Source organism: Synechococcus sp. A15-28, assembly GCF_014280175.1.
GTDB lineage: Bacteria > Cyanobacteriota > Cyanobacteriia > PCC-6307 > Cyanobiaceae > Parasynechococcus.
Genome location: NZ_CP047931.1, coordinates 65,665 through 82,937 on the forward strand (window position 1 = coordinate 65,665; position 17,273 = coordinate 82,937).

Annotated in this window: 16 protein-coding genes; 7 read left to right on the forward strand and 9 right to left on the reverse strand. The window is 64.3% G+C overall.

Annotated features, from left to right (window positions below; genetic code table 11):
- Positions 1-46: 46 nt before the first annotated feature.
- Complete coding sequence (locus SynA1528_RS00350) at positions 47-2,047, forward strand: ribonuclease J (protein WP_186587185.1); 2,001 nt, start codon at positions 47-49, stop codon at positions 2,045-2,047.
- Here the strand turns inward: SynA1528_RS00350 and SynA1528_RS00355 are convergent, their stop codons facing one another.
- The 3 genes from SynA1528_RS00355 to holA are packed head-to-tail and all read right to left on the reverse strand — an operon-like array spanning position 2,048 to position 5,594.
- Positions 2,048-2,743, reverse strand: a complete 696-nt coding sequence (locus tag SynA1528_RS00355) for a hypothetical protein (RefSeq protein ID WP_186587186.1) — start codon at positions 2,741-2,743, stop codon at positions 2,048-2,050.
- Positions 2,744-2,777: 34 nt separating this feature from the next.
- Positions 2,778-4,580 carry an aspartate kinase gene (locus tag SynA1528_RS00360; protein ID WP_186587187.1) on the reverse strand — a complete coding sequence of 601 codons (1,803 nt, stop codon included), beginning with the start codon at positions 4,578-4,580 and terminating at the stop codon, positions 2,778-2,780.
- 48 nt (positions 4,581-4,628) lie between these two features.
- Complete coding sequence (holA, locus tag SynA1528_RS00365) at positions 4,629-5,594, reverse strand: DNA polymerase III subunit delta (protein WP_186587188.1); 966 nt, start codon at positions 5,592-5,594, stop codon at positions 4,629-4,631.
- Positions 5,595-5,603: 9 nt separating this feature from the next.
- On the opposite strand from holA, the gene SynA1528_RS00370 reads away from it, so the two are divergent.
- Positions 5,604-6,230 (forward strand): precorrin-8X methylmutase, encoded by a 627-nt coding sequence (locus SynA1528_RS00370; RefSeq protein ID WP_186588205.1) that lies wholly within the window; start codon positions 5,604-5,606, stop codon positions 6,228-6,230.
- Here SynA1528_RS00370 and tilS read toward each other — a convergent pair.
- Entirely contained in the window at positions 6,199-7,248 is a 1,050-nt protein-coding gene (gene tilS, locus SynA1528_RS00375) for a tRNA lysidine(34) synthetase TilS (protein ID WP_186587189.1), read from the reverse strand. The two genes, SynA1528_RS00370 and tilS, sit on opposite strands and share 32 nt — an antisense overlap.
- On the opposite strand from tilS, the gene SynA1528_RS00380 reads away from it, so the two are divergent.
- A complete protein-coding gene (locus SynA1528_RS00380) occupies positions 7,247-8,005 on the forward strand; it encodes a DUF561 domain-containing protein (RefSeq protein ID WP_186587190.1) in 759 nt (252 codons plus the stop codon). The genes tilS and SynA1528_RS00380 overlap by 2 nt on opposite strands.
- A gap of 9 nt (positions 8,006-8,014) precedes the next feature.
- Here SynA1528_RS00380 and SynA1528_RS00385 read toward each other — a convergent pair whose 3' ends face one another.
- Complete coding sequence (locus SynA1528_RS00385) at positions 8,015-8,806, reverse strand: sulfotransferase family protein (protein WP_186587191.1); 792 nt, start codon at positions 8,804-8,806, stop codon at positions 8,015-8,017.
- Between the two features lie 74 nt (positions 8,807-8,880).
- On the opposite strand from SynA1528_RS00385, the gene psbZ reads away from it, so the two are divergent.
- Both psbZ and ribH read left to right on the forward strand, forming a co-directional pair.
- A complete protein-coding gene (gene psbZ, locus SynA1528_RS00390) occupies positions 8,881-9,069 on the forward strand; it encodes a photosystem II reaction center protein PsbZ (protein ID WP_006850156.1) in 189 nt (62 codons plus the stop codon).
- A 63-nt stretch (positions 9,070-9,132) separates the two neighbouring features.
- Positions 9,133-9,615 carry a 6,7-dimethyl-8-ribityllumazine synthase gene (ribH, locus tag SynA1528_RS00395; protein WP_115009674.1) on the forward strand — a complete coding sequence of 161 codons (483 nt, stop codon included), beginning with the start codon at positions 9,133-9,135 and terminating at the stop codon, positions 9,613-9,615.
- Positions 9,616-9,619: 4 nt separating this feature from the next.
- Here ribH and mutS read toward each other — a convergent pair whose 3' ends face one another.
- Both mutS and SynA1528_RS00405 read right to left on the reverse strand, forming a co-directional pair.
- Positions 9,620-12,328, reverse strand: coding sequence for a DNA mismatch repair protein MutS (gene mutS, locus SynA1528_RS00400; RefSeq protein WP_186587192.1), 2,709 nt, complete (start codon positions 12,326-12,328; stop codon positions 9,620-9,622).
- Between the two features lie 53 nt (positions 12,329-12,381).
- Positions 12,382-12,837 (reverse strand): GNAT family N-acetyltransferase, encoded by a 456-nt coding sequence (locus SynA1528_RS00405; protein ID WP_186587193.1) that lies wholly within the window; start codon positions 12,835-12,837, stop codon positions 12,382-12,384.
- Positions 12,838-12,907: 70 nt separating this feature from the next.
- On the opposite strand from SynA1528_RS00405, the gene uvrB reads away from it, so the two are divergent.
- Entirely contained in the window at positions 12,908-14,947 is a 2,040-nt protein-coding gene (gene uvrB, locus SynA1528_RS00410) for an excinuclease ABC subunit UvrB (RefSeq protein ID WP_186587194.1), read from the forward strand.
- Between the two features lie 4 nt (positions 14,948-14,951).
- Positions 14,952-15,791: a glycosyltransferase family 8 protein gene (locus SynA1528_RS00415; protein ID WP_186587195.1), complete on the forward strand. Its 840-nt coding sequence runs from the start codon at positions 14,952-14,954 to the stop codon at positions 15,789-15,791.
- Here the strand turns inward: SynA1528_RS00415 and SynA1528_RS00420 are convergent.
- Together SynA1528_RS00420 and SynA1528_RS00425 are read right to left on the reverse strand one after the other, a co-directional pair.
- A complete protein-coding gene (locus SynA1528_RS00420) occupies positions 15,764-16,402 on the reverse strand; it encodes a sulfotransferase (RefSeq protein WP_186587196.1) in 639 nt (212 codons plus the stop codon). The genes SynA1528_RS00415 and SynA1528_RS00420 overlap by 28 nt on opposite strands.
- Positions 16,399-17,211, reverse strand: a complete 813-nt coding sequence (locus tag SynA1528_RS00425) for a glycosyltransferase family 2 protein (RefSeq protein WP_186587197.1) — start codon at positions 17,209-17,211, stop codon at positions 16,399-16,401. Before SynA1528_RS00425 ends, SynA1528_RS00420 begins: the two co-directional genes overlap by 4 nt.
- Between the last annotated feature and the right edge of the window lie 62 nt (positions 17,212-17,273).

Here is a 17,273-nt window from a genome sequence, read left to right on the forward strand (position 1 = left end):
TCCGGCTTAACGGCTTACGCAAACAGCTTTTCAACAATTTTTCTTCATGGCTAACAACGCACGATCCGCCAAGGAACAGGAGCCTTGTCTCCGGGTGATTCCCCTGGGGGGATTGCATGAAATCGGTAAGAACACCTGTGTGTTCGAGTACGGCGACGATCTGATGCTGGTGGATGCCGGTCTGGCGTTTCCAAGCGATGGCATGCACGGCGTGAATGTGGTCCTGCCGGACACCAGTTTTCTGCGGGAGAACCAAAAACGCATCCGCGGCATGATCGTGACCCACGGTCATGAAGATCACATCGGTGGCATCTCCCACCACCTCAAGCACTTCAACATCCCGGTGATCTACGGGCCCCGTCTGGCCCTGTCGATGCTCACCGGAAAGATGGACGAGGCCGGCGTCAGCGACCGCACCACGCTCCAGACCGTCAGTCCTCGCGACGTGGTGAAGGTGGGTCAGCACTTCTCGGTGGAGTTCATCCGCAACACCCACTCGATGGCGGACAGCTACTCGCTGGCCATCAAGACTCCGGTGGGAACAATCATTTTCACCGGTGATTTCAAGTTCGATCACACCCCGGTCGACGGCGAGCATTTCGACATGGCCCGGCTGGCCCACCACGGTGAAGAGGGTGTGCTGTGTCTGTTCAGTGACTCCACCAACGCTGAAGTGCCTGGCTTCTGCCCCCCTGAGCGTTCGGTGTTCCCCAATCTCGATCGCCACATGGCGTCTGCCGAGGGCCGGGTGATCATCACCACCTTCGCCAGCTCGATCCATCGGGTGTCGATGATCCTGGAACTGGCCCTGAAGAACGGCCGCAAGGTAGGCCTGCTGGGCCGCTCGATGCTCAATGTGATCGCCAAGGCCCGCGAGCTGGGTTACATGCGTGCGCCGGACGAACTGTTCGTGCCGATCAAGCAGATTAACGATGTTCCCGATCGTGAAACCCTGCTGCTGATGACCGGCAGCCAGGGAGAGCCCCTAGCGGCGTTGAGTCGGATCTCCCGCGGCGAGCATCCTCAGGTGCGGGTGAAGACCACCGACACGATCATCTTCTCGGCCAGCCCGATCCCCGGGAACACCATTTCCGTGGTCAACACCATCGACAAGTTGATGATGTTGGGCGCCAAGGTGGTCTATGGCAAAGGCGAAGGCATTCACGTCTCCGGCCATGGCTTCCAGGAGGACCAAAAGCTGATGCTGGCCCTCACCAAGCCCAAGTTCTTTGTGCCGGTGCACGGTGAGCACCGCATGCTGGTGCAGCACTCCAAGACCGGTCACGCCATGGGTGTGCCGGAGAACAACACCCTGATCATCGACAACGGTGATGTGGTGGAGCTGACGCCGGATTCGATTCGTAAGGGGGATCCGGTGAAGGCCGGCATCGAGCTGCTGGATCAATCCCGCAATGGCATTGTTGATGCTCGTGTGCTCAAGGAGCGTCAGCAGCTGGCGGAAGACGGTGTGGTGACGATCCTGTCGGCCATCAGCACCGATGGCGCGATGGTGGCGCCGCCAAGGGTGAACCTGCGCGGGGTGGTGACCACCGCCGATGCCCGCAAGATGTCGCTCTGGACCGAGCGCGAGATCACCTGGGTGCTGGAGAACAAATGGAAGCAGCTCTGTCGCCACACCGGAGGCAAGGCGCCGGAGGTGGATTGGATGGGTGTGCAGCGTGAGGTGGAAGTGGGCCTCGGCCGTCGTATGCGACGTGAGCTGCAGGTGGAGCCGTTGATCCTCTGCCTGGTGCAGCCCGCTCCCGGTGGCACACCTGTTTACAAGGGTCGCGCCGATGCCGAACCCGACGATCGTCCGGCTCCCCGTGGTCGCCGTGGTGGCGGCGGACCCGGTCGCAGCAACAATGGTCAAGGGCGCAATACACCCGCCCCCGTGCGCACCAATACCGCTCCGGCACCAGCACCGGCAGCGGCAACGGCTGTGGTGGAGAAGCCCGACGCCCAGAAAGCTGTCGCATCCAAGCCGGAGCCGGAGCCGGAGATGCCGGCCGGTCGTACCCGCCGTCGCCGCTCTGCGGCGGCCTGATCAGCCCCGCCCGATCAGGGCCAGCAGCTGTTGAATCCATGACGAACGGGGAGGGTCGCTGTTGACCGTCCCCGCTTTGACCTCGCCGAGATTGATCTTGACCCGCAGCAGACTGCCGGCGAGTACCTCTCGGGGATCCTCCTCAGCGAAGTCGGGTTCAGCCTCGTCGTTGTCGGGTTCAGCGGTGGGTTCCAGGTTTGGTTCCGGCAGCAGTTCCGCGTCGAGGATGGGAATCTCTGTCGGCGCGGGCGAGGGTTCGGGATTGGTCGGCTCCAGCCAGGGCATGGCTGTCGCTTTGGACCCGGCCTGTTGATCCGTCAGAAACGGATCCCGCAGCATCTCCGGCAGTGGTTGCCGAGATCGGATCGGTTGGGCTGGTGCCGTGTTGCTTTGACGGCTGCGTTCAAGCCCCTGCTGTGCCAGTTCCGCCAGGGTGTCCTGCGGTTGGCTGGCCAGCACCTGTTCGTAATAACCAGCCGCTTGACTGGGATTGTCGTGGCCATAGAGCTCGATGTGGCCGAGCAACAGCGCCACAAAGGCGCGCCAGCCGAGCACGGCGGCCTGGGCGTCCAAATCCTGGGGTTGGTCCACCAGTTGGTCCAGCAGATTGCTGGCCAGGCGCTGGGCTTCGGTGTAGTCGCCCTCGCTGTAGGCCCGTTCGGCGTCCTGATACTGCTGCTGGAAATCGCCGTCCACGCGTTGGGAGCCGTTCTCCCACTTGTATCGCCTGTCAGCTGTCGAGGGGTGAGGCGCTGCCCTGGGCGGTGTGCTGCTCCTGACCCCCCAGGCCGAAGCCGGTGTGCACGGCCTGCAGGGCTGCCACACCGTCCTTCTCGGTCACCACGCAACTGGTGCGGATCTCGCTGGTGGCGATCAGGGCGATGTTGATGCCGGCATCGGCCAGGGCACGGAACATCCGACCTGCCGTCCCTGGCGTGGCTGGCATGCCGGCGCCGACGGCGCTCACCCGGGCGATGGCCTCCCCTTCCTCCAGGGCCGCGCCGGGCCACTGGGCCAGCAGTGGGGCTAGGGCCACATCAGCGCGGCTGCGGTCCTCCTTGCGCAGAATGAAACTGATGTCCCGCGAACCGTCCCCGTGCTGACGCTCGGACTGGACGATGGCATCCAGGCTGATGCCACGTTCAGCCAGGGCTGAACAGAGGGCCGCTGCGGTGCCGGGGCGGTCCGGGACGTGGCGCACGGACAGTTGGGCCTGGTCGCGATCGAGGGCAACACCGCGCACTTCCGGTTCGTCGCTGCAGCACAGATCGGGGTTGAGCTCCACCTGGGCATCGTCCACATCAAAGGCCTCCTGCACCGCCTGCAGGGCCTTGCGGCCGGAATCGGCATCGATCACACAGCTCACCTTCACTTCGCTGGTGGCGATCAGGCGCAGGTTGATGCCCTGCTGCGACAGGCAGTGGAACAGGCCGGCGGCGATGCCCGGACGCCCCATGATCCCGGCACCACTGATGCTCAGCTTGGTCATGCCGCCCTCGGCGGCCAGTTCGCCACCCAGGCTGTCCAGCACGGTCTGACTGACGCGACGGGCGGCGTCCAGATCCGCCTCCGCCGCGGTGAAGGTGATGTCGTTGCTGCTGCCCTCGTGGGTGGACTGAATGATCAGATCCACGTTGATGCCCGCACCCGAGAGGGTTTCGAACAGGCGGGCGGCAATGCCGGGCTGATCCGGGATGTGCGACAGCGCGATCACCGCCTGGTGTTCCATTTGCTCCACGCCGTCCACCGGGCTGCCCAGCTCCAGCCCGGCCCGGTTCAGGCTGCGGCCGCGGCGGCTGGTGAGACGGGTGCCGGGGGCCTCGCTCCAGCTGGAGCGCACCACCATGAGCACGCCGTAGTTGCGAGCGATTTCCACCGCCCGTGGATGCAGCACCGAGGCACCGAGGCTGGCCAGCTCGAGCATTTCATCGCAGCTGATTTCATCCATCACTTGCGCATCGGCCACCTTGCGTGGGTCGGTGCTCAGCACCCCAGGCACATCGGTGTAGATCTCACAGGCATCGGCGTTCAACGCGGCCGCCAGAGCCACGGCGGAGGTGTCCGAGCCGCCGCGACCGAGGGTGGTGATTTCGGCCACACCGCCCACACCACTGCTGGTGCCCTGGAAGCCGGCCACCACCACCACCCGGCCCTCAGCCAGATGGCCGCGGACGCGGTCGGTGCGGATTTCGAGGATGCGGGCCCGTCCATGGGTTGATTCGGTGACGATGCCCACCTGGGGGCCCGTCATCGAGACGGCCGCAATCCCAAGTTGGTTCAGGGCCATGGCCAGCAGGGCAATGGACACTTGCTCACCGCTGGCCAGGAGCATGTCCATCTCTCGCTGTGGAGGGGTGTTGGTGATGGCGGCAGCCAGTCCGGTGAGTTCATCGGTGGTGTGGCCCATGGCCGAGACCACCACCACCACGTCATGACCATCCTCACGGCTGCGGCTGATCCGCTGGGCCACCGCCTGGATGCGTTCGACACTGCCGACGGAGGTGCCGCCGAACTTCTGCACCAGGAGGGCCATGGGCCGCGCTTCAGCAACGCTGGATTTTCTCACCCGAAGGCCTTGGGCTTACCCCAGCAGGCCATCACGGAAGGCATCACCGGGCTGGGCCCCCCGTTTCAGCCGCGCTTCCACTTCTAAAAGTCGTCCCAGTAGGGAGAGGAAGCGCTGGGGTGGCCGGCCCTGCAGCTGTTTGCGCATCACATAGATCCGTTTGGGGTTGCCGATGCCGGCGGCCTTGGCGATCACCGCCACATCCCGCTCCCCCTGCTGCTCCATCAGGCTCACCCAGAGCCAACCGCGGATCTGCCCGGTGAGGGTGGCCATGATGCGCAGGGCAGGCTCACCGGCGTCGATCAGGGCATCCCAGCGGGCGATGGCGTCGCCGGGGTTGCCCTCCAGCAGGGCATCGCCCACGTGCAGGGCGTTGGTGGCCAGCCCCCCCACCAGATCGGCCACCAGTTCGGCGCTGATGGTTGACGACCGCAGCGACAGCTTGCGCAGTTCCGATTCCAGCCGGGCGCTGTCGGTGCCAATGGCGTCCACCAGGGCATCGATGGCGCCCGGTTCCAGGCGGAGGCCCAGGGCTTCGCCGGTGCGCTGTACCAGCTGACGCTGGCCGGCGCCGTCCCATACCGCTGGCAACGGAAAGCTCTGTTCCTGGTCCAGGCCGGCTTTGATCCGTTTCTGCAGGGCCTTGGTGGTGCGCAGGCGACCGTCGGGCTTGGAGGCATTCACCAGCACCAGATGGCTGCTGTCGGGGATCAACGTGAGCGCGGCTTCAAAGCGATCCGCCAGCTCGGTGGGGCAGCCGTTGCAGAAGGGACTGCGCTGCAGCAGCACCAACCGCTCCCCGGCGGCGAAGGGTGGTGTGCGGGCCTCATCGAGGGCCTGGGCCGCCTGACCGACTTCAGCGCCATCAAGGCGGCTGAGGTTGAGGCTTGCCCAGCTGGGGTCCACCACCGTCTCGATCAACCCGTTGACGGCCCGATCCCGCGCGGCGGCGTCATCACCCCAGATCAGATGGATCGGCATGGGTCGATGATGGCGGCGATGGCCCAGGACCACCCGATCTTCTCCGAAAGCATCCGGCGGATCCGTGAGGCCCTTGGGCCGACGGATCTTGAGCCACTGCAACAGCAGGTGCTGGAGCGCCTGGTGCACAGCAGCGGCGACCTTGCGCTGGCGGCCTTGCTGCGGTTCAGTCCCGGCGCCTGCGACGCAGGCCTGACGGCCCTGCAGCAAGGAGCATCTATCCTGACGGACACGGCCATGGCCGCGGCGGCGGTGGCGCCGATGGCCCAGCGGACCCTTGGGTCATCCGTGCGCACGGTGCTCGAGTGGGCCCCGGATCAAGCGCCGCTGGGGTCGACGCGCACAGCAGCGGGGATGGAACGGGCCTGGCGGGAGCTGACGGCCCGCCCGCCCGCTCCCTTGGTGTTGATCGGCAGTGCCCCCACGGCCCTGGAGGTGCTGCTGGAGCAGGTGGCCGCTGGTGCGCCAGCCCCCAGCCTGGTGATCGGGATGCCGGTGGGGTTTGTCGGGGTGGCTGAGAGCAAGCGCCATCTGGCCAAGAGCGGTCTGGACCAGATCTGTCTGGAGGGCAGCCGCGGCGGTGCGGGCCTGGTGGCCGCGGCGGTCAATGCCCTGTTGCGGGCGGCCGCAGGCTGAGGCAGTCCCCCTGCCATTGCAGCCGCCAGCCGCCGGGGAGGTCGCAGCCGCTTCCGGCGGCCCCCACGGCCAGTCGTTCACTCAGCTCCTCCAGCAGGGCGGCGTTGAGTCCAGGAACCCCTTGGTGTTGCAGCCACACCGCGATCAACTGACGGCGGGTGGTGGGTTGCAAGGCTCCCAGCCGGCGCCGATCCAGACCAGTGCTGGTGCGCAGCGGCTCAAGCGCCAGCAGGCTGAGCTCTTGCTGAGTGTCCCGCAGCTGGGACGTCCGTTCCGCCAGTTCGGCCATCCGTTGACTGCAGCCCGGATGCAGTTGCTCCAGCACCGGCAGCACCTCGGCGCGGATGCGGTTGCGGGCAAAGGCCGCTGATTGGTTGCTGGGGTCCTCCCAGATCGGGATGGCCAGATCCCTGCACACTGCGGCGGTGTCGGTCCGGCTGAAGCACAGCAGGGGCCTCCGCAGTTGCACAACCTCAGGGATGTCGTTGATCAGGGGCCGCACCGGGCGCAGGGCGCCGAGGCCGGCCAGGTCCGTGCCGCGGGCCAGCTGCAGCAGCAGCGTTTCCGCACGGTCGCTGGCGGTGTGCCCCGTCACCACATCGGCCCCCAGCTGCGCGGCATGGTGCTGCAGCTGGGAGTAGCGCCATTGGCGGGCACTGGCTTCGCTGGAAACGTCGCCCGCCGGTGCTTGGTCAACCTGAACGGGTAAGTCCCGCTGTTGGCACCAGCTCCGCAGTTCAGCCGCGATCACCCCTGAACCCGGATGCCAGCCGTGGTCGCCATGCCAGACCCTCAGCGGCCAGTGGTGCAGTCGCTGCAGCTCCTGCAGCAGCACCAGCAGGGCCATCGAGTCCTGGCCGCCGGACACCGCCAGCAGCAGCGGTCGGCCCTGGGGCAGCAGCTGGGGTTGCTGCAGCAGCCGCCGGTGCAGGCGGTCGTGCCAGGGGCTCCAGGCCAAAGCGAGTGGGCGTTGTTCCCCCACGGTGTGAGAATTAAGGGATCGCTGTCCAGTCCCCATGTCCCGTCTTCAGCAGCTGCCCACCGATTTGCAGCGCAGCCTTGAGCAGCGCTCCACCCTCAAGGTGATCGCTGGCCTGATGAATTTCGATGCCGCCAGCGTGGAACGCGTGGCCCGGGCCGCCGGTCATGGCGGGGCGGATCTGATCGATGTGGCCTGCGACGCTGAGCTGGTGCGTATGGCGATCGAGGCCTCTGGCGGTGTGCCGGTGTGTGTGTCCTCGGTGGAGCCGGAACAGTTCTCCGCCGCCGTGGCTGCCGGTGCGGTGATGGTGGAGATCGGCAACTTCGATGCCTTTTATCCCCAGGGCCGCATCTTCGGTGCTGAGGAGGTGCTGGCCCTCACCCGCCGCACCCGCGAGCTGCTGCCGGAGGTGGTGCTGAGCGTCACCGTGCCCCACGTGCTGCCGATGGACCAGCAGGAACAGCTGGCGATCGATCTGGTGGCCGCCGGTGCTGACCTGATCCAGACCGAAGGCGGCACCAGCGCCAAGCCCTTCAGTGCCGGCAGCCTCGGCCTGATCGAGAAAGCGGCCCCCACCTTGGCGGCGGCCCACAGCATCAGCCGTGTGTCGGAGGCTCCGGTGCTCTGCGCCTCCGGTCTGTCGGCGGTCACCGTGCCGATGGCGATCGCCGCCGGTGCCGCTGGCGTTGGTGTGGGATCAGCCGTGAACCGCCTCAACGATGAGCTGGCGATGGTGGCGGTGGTGCGTGGCCTGCGGGATGCCCTTGGCAGCGCTGTCGAGGCTCGCGTCTGAGGCTTTGCCTCAGCTCCACTCCCATTCGATGCCGTAGCGGCTCCGGACGCCGGCAACGGTTTCTGCCAACTGTTGCCTGAGTTGGTGGCGTAGGGCTGGGTCGATTTGGTCACCCAGCCCGTCACCGGCATTGGCGCGGAGCAACGTCCCAGGCCAATCGATGGGTTGAAGTGCGAGAAAACTTAGCAGCTGCTGCCAGACGAGCTCCGGGGTGGAGAACAGGTCTTCACTGCGCAGGATCAGCAGCTGCTCTCGAGGGAACAGGGCCTCGTAGCGGTCCAGCTGTTCGAGGTATCGGCTGCGGCTGAGGTAGCTGTGTTTCTGCAGGCTGACGGGATCGCAGCTCTGCAGGCGTTCCGCTTCCGCAGCTAACGCATCGAACGGCTCCAAGGTTTCAAAGCCTCGTTTGCGGGCGTGAAACAGCTGGGAGATGGTGCGTTCCACCGGGTCCCTCAGTAGCACCACCAAACGGGCCTTGGGGAGGAGGTTGTGGATGCGACCCGGCACATCGGGGTGGAATAGGTAGAAGGGTGTGATCTCTCCGCACGTCTGGTGGGGTTCAGCGTTCGTGAAATGGCCTCGGTACCAGCCTTCTCCTGCGTCGTGGTTCTGATCAAAGAAATGAACTTCCTTGCAGGCCGGTAGATAAACGTCGGGGTGCTGTTCCAGCAAGCGATGCAGTGTGGTGGTGCCGCCCTTTTGGGTGCCGAGACCGAGAAACTCAGGGAGGGGGGCTGCCATTCCGCTGGTGTGGCCGATTGGCGCCATTGTGCTGGGGGTGCCGGGGCTGAACGCCTTCATGGTGTGAAGAGTGGCTCGCAACGCCCCAAAGCCATCTGTCCACATGTGAAAATCAAGCCCTGAATTCCAGTTCCATGCAGTTCATCAACACGCTGACCGTTTTGGCCCTGGTGGTGGCGTCCTTCGCTTTGATCGTTGCGGTGCCGGTGCTGTATGCCTCCAGTGAGGACAGCGGCCGCTCCAACCGTTTGATCCTGCTGGGCAGTGCTGTGTGGGTGGCGCTGGTGCTGCTGAACTGGGGTGTGAGCTTCTTCGTCGTCTGAGCTCTGTCTCAGATAGAACCTGACAGGTGCCACGATGGCTGAGATTCAGTCGGCACCTTCCCAATGGCCACATTTGAAGGACGTTTCTCTGACGCAGCCGGATTGCGCGTCGGCATCGTCGTGGCCCGTTTCAATGATCTGGTCACCGCCAAGCTGCTGAGCGGCTGTCTCGACTGCCTCAAGCGCCACGGCGTGGATGTGTCGGAGACCAGCTCCCAGCTGGATGTGGCCTGGGTGCCGGGGTCGTTCGAACTCCCGATCGTGGCTCAGCAGATGGCTCGCTCAGGCCAGTACCAGGTACTGATCACCCTGGGCGCGGTGATCCGCGGCGACACGCCCCATTTCGATGTGGTTGTGGCGGAGGCCAGCAAGGGCGTTGCTGCGGTGGCGCGCGACACGTCCGTGCCGGTGATCTTCGGCGTGTTGACCACCGATACGATGCAGCAGGCGCTAGAGCGGGCGGGCATCAAGAGCAACCTGGGGTGGAGCTACGGGCTGGAAGCCCTGGAGATGGGCAGCCTGATGCGGGCCTTGCCGTCGGCTTGAGGCTTCACGCCGCCAACTGATCGAGCACCTGACGGGCCCGTTGCACCACGGGTTTGGGAACGCCGGCCAGCCGTGCCGCTTCGATGCCGTAGCTGCGGCTGGCTCCTCCGGCCTGCACCTGGTGCAGGAACACCAGATCCTCGCCGGTTTCCTCCACCAGCACCTGGAAGTTGGCAACGTTGGTGCGTTCCGAGGCCAGGTTGTTGAGCTCGTGATAATGGGTGGCGAACACGGTGCGGCTGCCCAGATCACCCGCCAGGTGCTCGCTGACGGCCCAGGCGATGGAGAGGCCATCGAAGGTGGCTGTTCCCCGCCCGATTTCATCGAGCAGCACCAGGGACCGATCGCTGGCGTGGTGCAGGATGTTGGCGGTCTCCGCCATTTCCACCATGAAGGTGGATTGGCCGGCGGCCAGATCATCAACAGCCCCCACCCGGGTGAAGATCCGATCGGTGATGCCGACAGTGGCGGATCGGGCCGGCACCCAGCTACCGATTTGCGCCATCAACTGAATCAGGCCGATCTGACGCAAATAGCAACTCTTACCACTGGCGTTGGGTCCGGTGAGCACCACCAGATCAGTGCCCTCTCCGAGATGGACGTCGTTGGGGGTGAAGGCGGTGTCCGCAAGCCGTTGCTCCACCACCGGATGGCGGCTGGCCTTGAGTTGCAGGACCCGGCTGTCGCTGATGGCGGGGGCGCAGTAACCGCCGATGGCGGCCACATCGGCCAGGCCGGTGAGGGCATCCAATGCAGCGATGGCACGGGCGGCCTGCCGGATCGGTGCTGCGTGGGTGCCCACCTGCTCGCGCAGCTGGCAGAAGAGCTCGTATTCCCGCTGGCAGGCGCGGGCCCGCAGTTGAAAGATTCGCCCTTCCCGTTCCTTGAGATCAGGGGTAATGAACCGTTCCTCATTGGCCAGGGTCTGGCGGCGGATCCAGTGGTCCGGCACGGCGGTGGCTTTGGCCTTGCTCACGGCCAGGAAGTAACCAAAGGTGCGGTGGTGTTGCAGCTTCAGGGTGCTGATGCCGCTGTGCTGACGCTCCTGCTGCTCCTGATGGCTGAGCCAGGCGTCCTGATCGTCCAGCTGGTTACGCAGTCCATCCAGCAGGGGGTCGACGCCGTCATGGATCAGGTCGCCCTCGGAGAGGGAAAGCGGTGGGGCCTCCACCAGCTTGTGGCGAATCGTTCGGGCCAGCTCCGCCAGGGCTGGATCGGGGCTGAGCAATTGCTGCAACCACTCTGCCCCTGTGCTGATCACAGATTCCAGCCGAGCGGTGAGTTGGGGCAATCGCTCCAGGCCATCGGCGATGGCCACCAGATCACGGGCACCGGCATGGCCTGCGCCGGCTCGGCCGGCCAGCCGTTCGAGATCACCCATCGGCCGCAGCAGCTGACGGATCGCGAGCCGCAACTGGCGCTGGCTCACCAAAGTGCTCACCAGATCCTGGCGTTGTTGGATGGTGCTGCGGTCCATCAGGGGAGCTTCCAGCCAGCGGCGCAGGCAGCGACCACCCATGGCAGTCAGGGTGCGATCGAGGGCCCAGAGCAGGGACCCCTGCAAGCGGTTGTCGCGCTGGGTGGCTGTGAGTTCCAGGTTGCGGCGGGTCTGGGCATCGAGCACCAGGGCATCCCCGGGGTGCAGGATGGCTGGCACCTCGAGGGGAATGCTGCTCTCCGCTTCCAACGGTTGGGTGTCCTGGAGGTAATGCAGCAGCCCGCCGAGGGCCTGCAGGGCCAGAGGATGCTCCGGTAGGCCCAGGCCTTCAAGGCTGACGAGACCGTAGTGCTCTTGAAGGGTGCGCTGCGCTTCCGCTGGGCTGAAGGGTGTGCGGGCCATGGGGGTGAGCCGCAGTCGTTCGGGGCACCAAGCCGGGCGGATGGCGTCGTCATCACCTGGGATCCACAGCAGTTCGGAGGCCTCCTGCTGCGCCAGTTGTTGATGCAGGGCGCTGCTTTCCTGCCGTTGCATCACCTGCACTTCGCCGGTGCTCACATCGGCACTGGCCAGGCCCCAGCGCAGTGGTTGTTTTCCCTGGGCTGGCTCCACCACCACCGCCGCCAGCCAGTTGTTGCGGCGGGCGCTGAGCATGCCCTCCTCCAGCACGGTGCCGGGGGTCAGCACCCGAGTAATGTCCCGCTTGAGCAGGGCACCCTTGGTGGGGGTGGTTTCGAGTTGATCGCAAAGGGCCACGCTGTAGCCCTGCTTGATCAGTTCGGTGCAGTAGCGCTCAGCGGCATGGTGGGGGACGCCCGCCATCGGCACCCGTCCGATTGCTTTGCCGCCCTCCTTACCTGTGAGGGTGAGCTCCAGCACTCGGGAGAGTTCGATCGCGTCTTCGAAGAAGCACTCGAAGAAATCACCGAGCCGGTAGAGCAGCACCCGTTCGGGGTGGGCTGTTTTGAGCTCCACGTAATGGCGCAGCATCGGGGTGAGTTGCTGCAGATCCACCTGGCTGTGGTGGGCCCAGGCTGGTTCGTCGCTGCTGGGTTCTGAATCGTTTGCAGACAGGGCTTCGCTGCTGCCCTCGCTTGATGTGGTCTGCCGCGTCCGGGGCCGGGCGGCGGCATCAGCGCCGAGTTCGTCGTCGCTGAGATCGTGGCTTGTTTCGGCAGGCTCGCGGCTGGCTGACGCCGCTGCGGTTGGTTCTGATGTACCGAACAGATTTCCCTGCAGTGCGTTGTCCTGGGGTTGGGAAGTGGACCGCGGCATCGGAAACACACTCGAAACCGGATCGTACCGAGCTTGTCCGGGGGAGGACGGCGTCAGCGGCGCAGCACCATCAGCTGCTGGGGCGAGGCGTCCTGGAAGCCCAGTTGGCGGTAAAAACTGGCACTGTTGGTGGTCATCAGATACACCCGTTCCACGCCAACCACCGGCGGGGCATGGAGCAGTTCATCGATTACGCGGCGGCCGAGGCCATGGCCCTGCAGATCACCGGCCACGACGATGTCCCAGAGCACGGCTCGGCTGAAGCCATCGGAGGTGGCACGGCCGAACCCCACCAGCCGCTTGCCGCGCCAGAGGCTCACCACGGCATCGCTGCCGGCCAGCAACCGCCGCAGCTGTCCGAAGCTGCGGCCGCGCGCCCAGAAGGCATGGCGATCGAACAGCCGTTGCAGCTTGAGTAGGGCCCGGCTGGGGTGCAGATCCGGCCCGAGGCCCAGCCAACGCAGGCCGGGGGCACCGGGGGCGTGGTGAACCAGCCGGATCGGGGTCACGGGTTGGAGGCCGCAGCACTTCATCTTGCTCCCCGGCGATAATTGACGGCCGCTGTCTGGCCCCGCACCCATGCCCGCCTACGACCTCACGGCTCCGTATTCACCCAAGGGCGACCAGCCGACGGCGATCAAGCAGCTGGTGCAGGGGGTGAACAGCGGCGAGCGTTATCAGACGCTGCTGGGGGCGACGGGCACGGGCAAGACCTTCACGATGGCCAACGTCATCGCCCAGACGGGCCGGCCGGCGTTGGTGCTGGCTCATAACAAAACTCTGGCGGCCCAGCTCTGCAACGAGCTGCGGGAGTTCTTTCCGGAGAACGCCGTTGAATACTTCATTTCCTATTACGACTACTACCAACCGGAGGCCTACGTTCCGGTCAGCGACACATATATCGCCAAGACGGCGTCGATCAACGAGGAGATCGACATGTTGCGCCACTCTGCGACGCGGTCGTTGTTTGAACGGCGCGACGTGATCGTGGTGGCCTCGATCAGTTGCATCTACGGCCTGGGTATTCCCAGTGAGTACCTCAAGGCGGCGGTGAAGTTTGAGGTGGGGGAGACCCTCAACATCCGCAGCCAGCTGCGGGAGTTGGTGAACAACCAGTACAGCCGCAATGACACGGAAATCGCCCGCGGCCGTTTTCGGATGAAGGGAGATGTGTTGGAGATTGGCCCGGCCTATGAAGACCGGTTGGTTCGGATCGAGCTGTTCGGTGATGAGGTGGAGGCGATCCGCTATGTCGATCCCACCACCGGCGAGATCCTCCAGAGCTTGGAGGCGGTGAACATCTATCCGGCCAAGCACTTCGTGACGCCGAAGGACCGTCTGGATTCCGCCATTGGTGCCATCCGCCAGGAGCTGCGGGATCGGCTCGACTTTCTCAATGGCGAAGGCAAGCTGCTGGAAGCCCAGCGGCTGGAGCAGCGCACCAAGTACGACCTGGAAATGCTGGGCCAGGTGGGCTACTGCAACGGAGTGGAGAACTACGCCCGCCATCTGGCGGGTCGTGAGGAGGGCACACCACCGGAGTGCCTGATCGATTACTTCCCGGACGACTGGTTGCTGATCGTGGATGAGAGCCACGTCACCTGCTCGCAGCTGCAGGCGATGTACAACGGCGACCAGGCCCGCAAGAAGGTGCTGATCGAGCATGGCTTCCGTCTTCCCAGTGCAGCAGACAACCGACCGCTCAAGGGAGAAGAGTTCTGGGAGAAGGCCCATCAGACCGTTTTCGTTTCAGCCACGCCTGGCAACTGGGAGATGGAGGTGAGCGGCGGCGAGGTGGCCGAACAGGTGATCCGTCCCACCGGGGTGCTCGATCCGATCGTGGAGGTGCGGCCTACCACTGGCCAGGTGGACGACCTGCTGGGGGAGATCCGCGATCGGGCCAGCAAGCAGCAGCGGGTGCTGGTCACCACCCTCACCAAGCGGATGGCGGAGGACCTCACCGACTATTTGGCGGAGAACGAGGTGCGGGTCCGTTACCTCCATTCGGAGATCCACTCGATCGAACGGATAGAGATCATCCAAGACCTGCGCCTGGGTGAATACGACGTGCTGGTGGGGGTGAACTTGCTGCGTGAGGGCCTGGACCTGCCGGAGGTGAGCCTGGTGGCGATCCTTGATGCGGATAAGGAAGGGTTCCTGCGCGCGGAGCGCTCGCTGATCCAGACCATCGGCCGGGCTGCTCGTCATGTGGAGGGCGTGGCACTGCTCTATGCCGACAACATGACCGACTCGATGGCCAAAGCCATCTCCGAGACTGAACGGCGCCGTGCAATTCAGCAGACTTACAACGAGAAGCACGGGGTGGTGCCGACGGCAGCGGGCAAGAAGGCCAGCAACTCGATCCTCAGCTTCCTCGAGCTGTCGCGCAAGCTGAAGCAGGACGGCCCTGATGCCGATCTGGTGGAGGTGGTGGGTAAGGCCGCAAAGGCATTGGAGAACGATCCCGATGCAGGGCTGGCACTGGAGGCTTTACCAGAGTTGATCGATCAGCTCGAAGCCAAGATGAAGGAGGCAGCGAAGAAGCTCGATTTCGAAGAAGCGGCGAACCTGCGCGACCGGGTGAAGCAGTTGCGTCAGAAAATGGCAGGGGCTACCTGAGCTGATGCATCTGTTACTGGCGCTGGACCGGGGTTTTGAAGCGCTCGGCTCCGTTGCACTTACCTCTTACCTATTGCACCATCGGTTTGAGTCGGTCGTGTTGGTCACACCGCAGGACCAGCGGCTGGTGCTGCTCGAGGCGGTTGCTGCAGGATTCGGCGTTCCATTGGTGTGGCAACCGATTGGCACTGAGGCTGCTTTGCACGGGCTCGAGCCGGCCCTGCAGCCCTACTTTTTTTGCATTGAAGCGCTGCAGCAGCATCCTGGGCGCTATCTCTACGTGGACGCTGACACCCTTTGCGTGAGCGAGCTTTCGGCCTTGGAGGATCTGCCGTTGGATGCGTCGCATCCTTTGGCAGCCTGTTCCCATGGCCGGCCCATGCCCGACCGATCTCTGGTGCTTGGCTTGGAATCCCCTTTTCACTATTTCAATGCAGGGGTCATGCTCTTCGATGCTTCCGCTTTGGCCTGCAAGATCACACCTGCTGCTGTGGTGGATTACTACTTCAAGCACCGGGCGCTATGCCGTTTCAGGGAGCAGTGCTGTTTGAATGGTGTGCTGCGCGGCCAGGTTCAATACCTGCCGGGCCAATACAACCTGCTCAGCTGGATGCGTGAGCGTCAAGCCGAGGGTCGCTGGCACGATGTCGCTGCCAATCCAATGGCCTATTGCTTGCCGGATGTTCGGGAGCGGATGGCGATCGTGCACCTTTCTGCTGGCGCTCTCCCGACGCGGGTGGAGCCGACCCGCCATGAACGCGTGGATCGCTATTGGCTCTATCTGGAACAGGAGCTGCAACAGGGTCAGGCGCTGGCTCAGCTTTTGCGTTTTGCCGACTGGTGATGGTGGGGGAAGCACCGCTGGGTGATTGAAAAGTGAGGGCTGAGGAAGCGGTTCAATTTCTTCACTGGTGTGGCTTGGATGTGGAACACCAGCAGTTGCTTGGTTGCTACGCCTTGGAAGTAGCTCAACACCTCGGAATGATGCTCGTACCAATCGCTGAGCCAGCGGCGCTTGAGTTGGCGTTTGCTGTAAGTGCCTTTGTCTTTTAAGGCGCGCCGGTAGGCCGCGGCGAATTGGCCCTTGTCATGTTGCAGGCGGGAGCGCAGCCAATCGAAGGGATCCCGGGTGTTGAGGATAAACAGCGCGTCTGGGTAATCCCGGTGAAGTTCACGGAAGTAGCGGCAGCCCTCGATCAGCGGGGCGTGATCGCTGTTGCTGCGCCCCCAGGGGGAGCCGGGGATGCAGTTCATATCGGTGTAGGCGGTCCAGAGATCGATGCCTTTTAGCAGTGGTCGGCCTTCAGCTCGGTTGCGGTGTAGGGCAAGGGCCAGGGTGTTGGCCCGCCAGTGCACCGAAGCGATGCCGTTGGCCGTGAAGTAGTCGTGAAAGGAGGTGGTGCCGCACTTGTTGAAGCCGATCAGAAAGATGCGGGGTTGCTTGGTGGTGCTCATGCGTCGTTCCAGCGATCGTCTTGCCAGAGGGCCCGCTGATCGGGGTTGTCCAGCAGGTTGCGGGCAAGCTCTGGTAGCGAGTGAGATCGGATTGCTTCGATGGGAAACGGTTTAACCCCATTGAGCCGTCGCACGGTCATCACCGCTTCATGTAATTCGGCCTGGCGACGATTGGTAGTTGCTTTGGGGTGTTTGCGATAGCTCACGTGTTCCTCATCGATGGCGCGGATGGTCACGCCTGCCCGGGCCATACGCAGGTAGAGGTCATAATCTTCGGCCAAGCTGAGGCTGGGGCGAAAGCCGTCACCTGCCGCCTCGAAGGCTTTTACCGTGAAGGCAGTGCCGGGGTTGGTGATGAAGTTGATCATCTCCAGTAAGGCTGCAGTGAAGGGTTGCAGCACTTGTTTAGGACTGCCTGATGGGTGGGTCGCACTGAACAGGCGCACCCGGGTGTAGATCAACTGGGGGTGGTCAGGATCCAGCAGCTCCCTGCAGCGTGCGGCGCGGTGGGGGTGGTTGAGATCGTCGCTGTCAAAGGTGAGTAGGCGAGGACTTCGAGCTAGTGCAACGGCTTGGTTGCGAGCTGCGCTTACGCCCCTTTCGCCATCTGGTAGGCGGTAATAGCGCAGGCGGCTGTCATCGAAGGCTGCGACCAGAGCTAATAGGTCGGCGTTGTCGCTGTGGTCGTCCACCACCACCGCTTCCCAAGCGTCACAGCTTTGGGCCAGGCAGCTGGCAAGGGCTGCTTTGAGCTCCTCAGGCCGGTTACGGGCCGGGATCAAAAAGCTGACGGCGGGTGTCCAGGGCATCGATGCGGTGGATCAACCAAAGCATCATCTAATGCATGGCTGAGCAATTGACCATTGGGACC

Coding starts and splice junctions, on each gene's coding strand:
- SynA1528_RS00415 (WP_186587195.1), top strand. CDS start 14,952: ATGCATCTGTTACTGGCGCTGGACCGGGGTTTTGAAGCGCTCGGCTCC.
- SynA1528_RS00360 (WP_186587187.1), bottom strand. CDS start 4,580: ATGGCCCTCCTGGTGCAGAAGTTCGGCGGCACCTCCGTCGGCAGTGTC.
- psbZ (WP_006850156.1), top strand. CDS start 8,881: ATGCAGTTCATCAACACGCTGACCGTTTTGGCCCTGGTGGTGGCGTCC.
- mutS (WP_186587192.1), bottom strand. CDS start 12,328: ATGCCGCGGTCCACTTCCCAACCCCAGGACAACGCACTGCAGGGAAAT.
- SynA1528_RS00425 (WP_186587197.1), bottom strand. CDS start 17,211: ATGCCCTGGACACCCGCCGTCAGCTTTTTGATCCCGGCCCGTAACCGG.
- uvrB (WP_186587194.1), top strand. CDS start 12,908: ATGCCCGCCTACGACCTCACGGCTCCGTATTCACCCAAGGGCGACCAG.
- SynA1528_RS00420 (WP_186587196.1), bottom strand. CDS start 16,402: ATGAGCACCACCAAGCAACCCCGCATCTTTCTGATCGGCTTCAACAAG.
- SynA1528_RS00350 (WP_186587185.1), top strand. CDS start 47: ATGGCTAACAACGCACGATCCGCCAAGGAACAGGAGCCTTGTCTCCGG.
- SynA1528_RS00385 (WP_186587191.1), bottom strand. CDS start 8,806: ATGAAGGCGTTCAGCCCCGGCACCCCCAGCACAATGGCGCCAATCGGC.
- holA (WP_186587188.1), bottom strand. CDS start 5,594: ATGCCGATCCATCTGATCTGGGGTGATGACGCCGCCGCGCGGGATCGG.
- tilS (WP_186587189.1), bottom strand. CDS start 7,248: ATGGGGACTGGACAGCGATCCCTTAATTCTCACACCGTGGGGGAACAA.
- SynA1528_RS00380 (WP_186587190.1), top strand. CDS start 7,247: ATGTCCCGTCTTCAGCAGCTGCCCACCGATTTGCAGCGCAGCCTTGAG.
- SynA1528_RS00370 (WP_186588205.1), top strand. CDS start 5,604: ATGGCGGCGATGGCCCAGGACCACCCGATCTTCTCCGAAAGCATCCGG.
- ribH (WP_115009674.1), top strand. CDS start 9,133: ATGGCCACATTTGAAGGACGTTTCTCTGACGCAGCCGGATTGCGCGTC.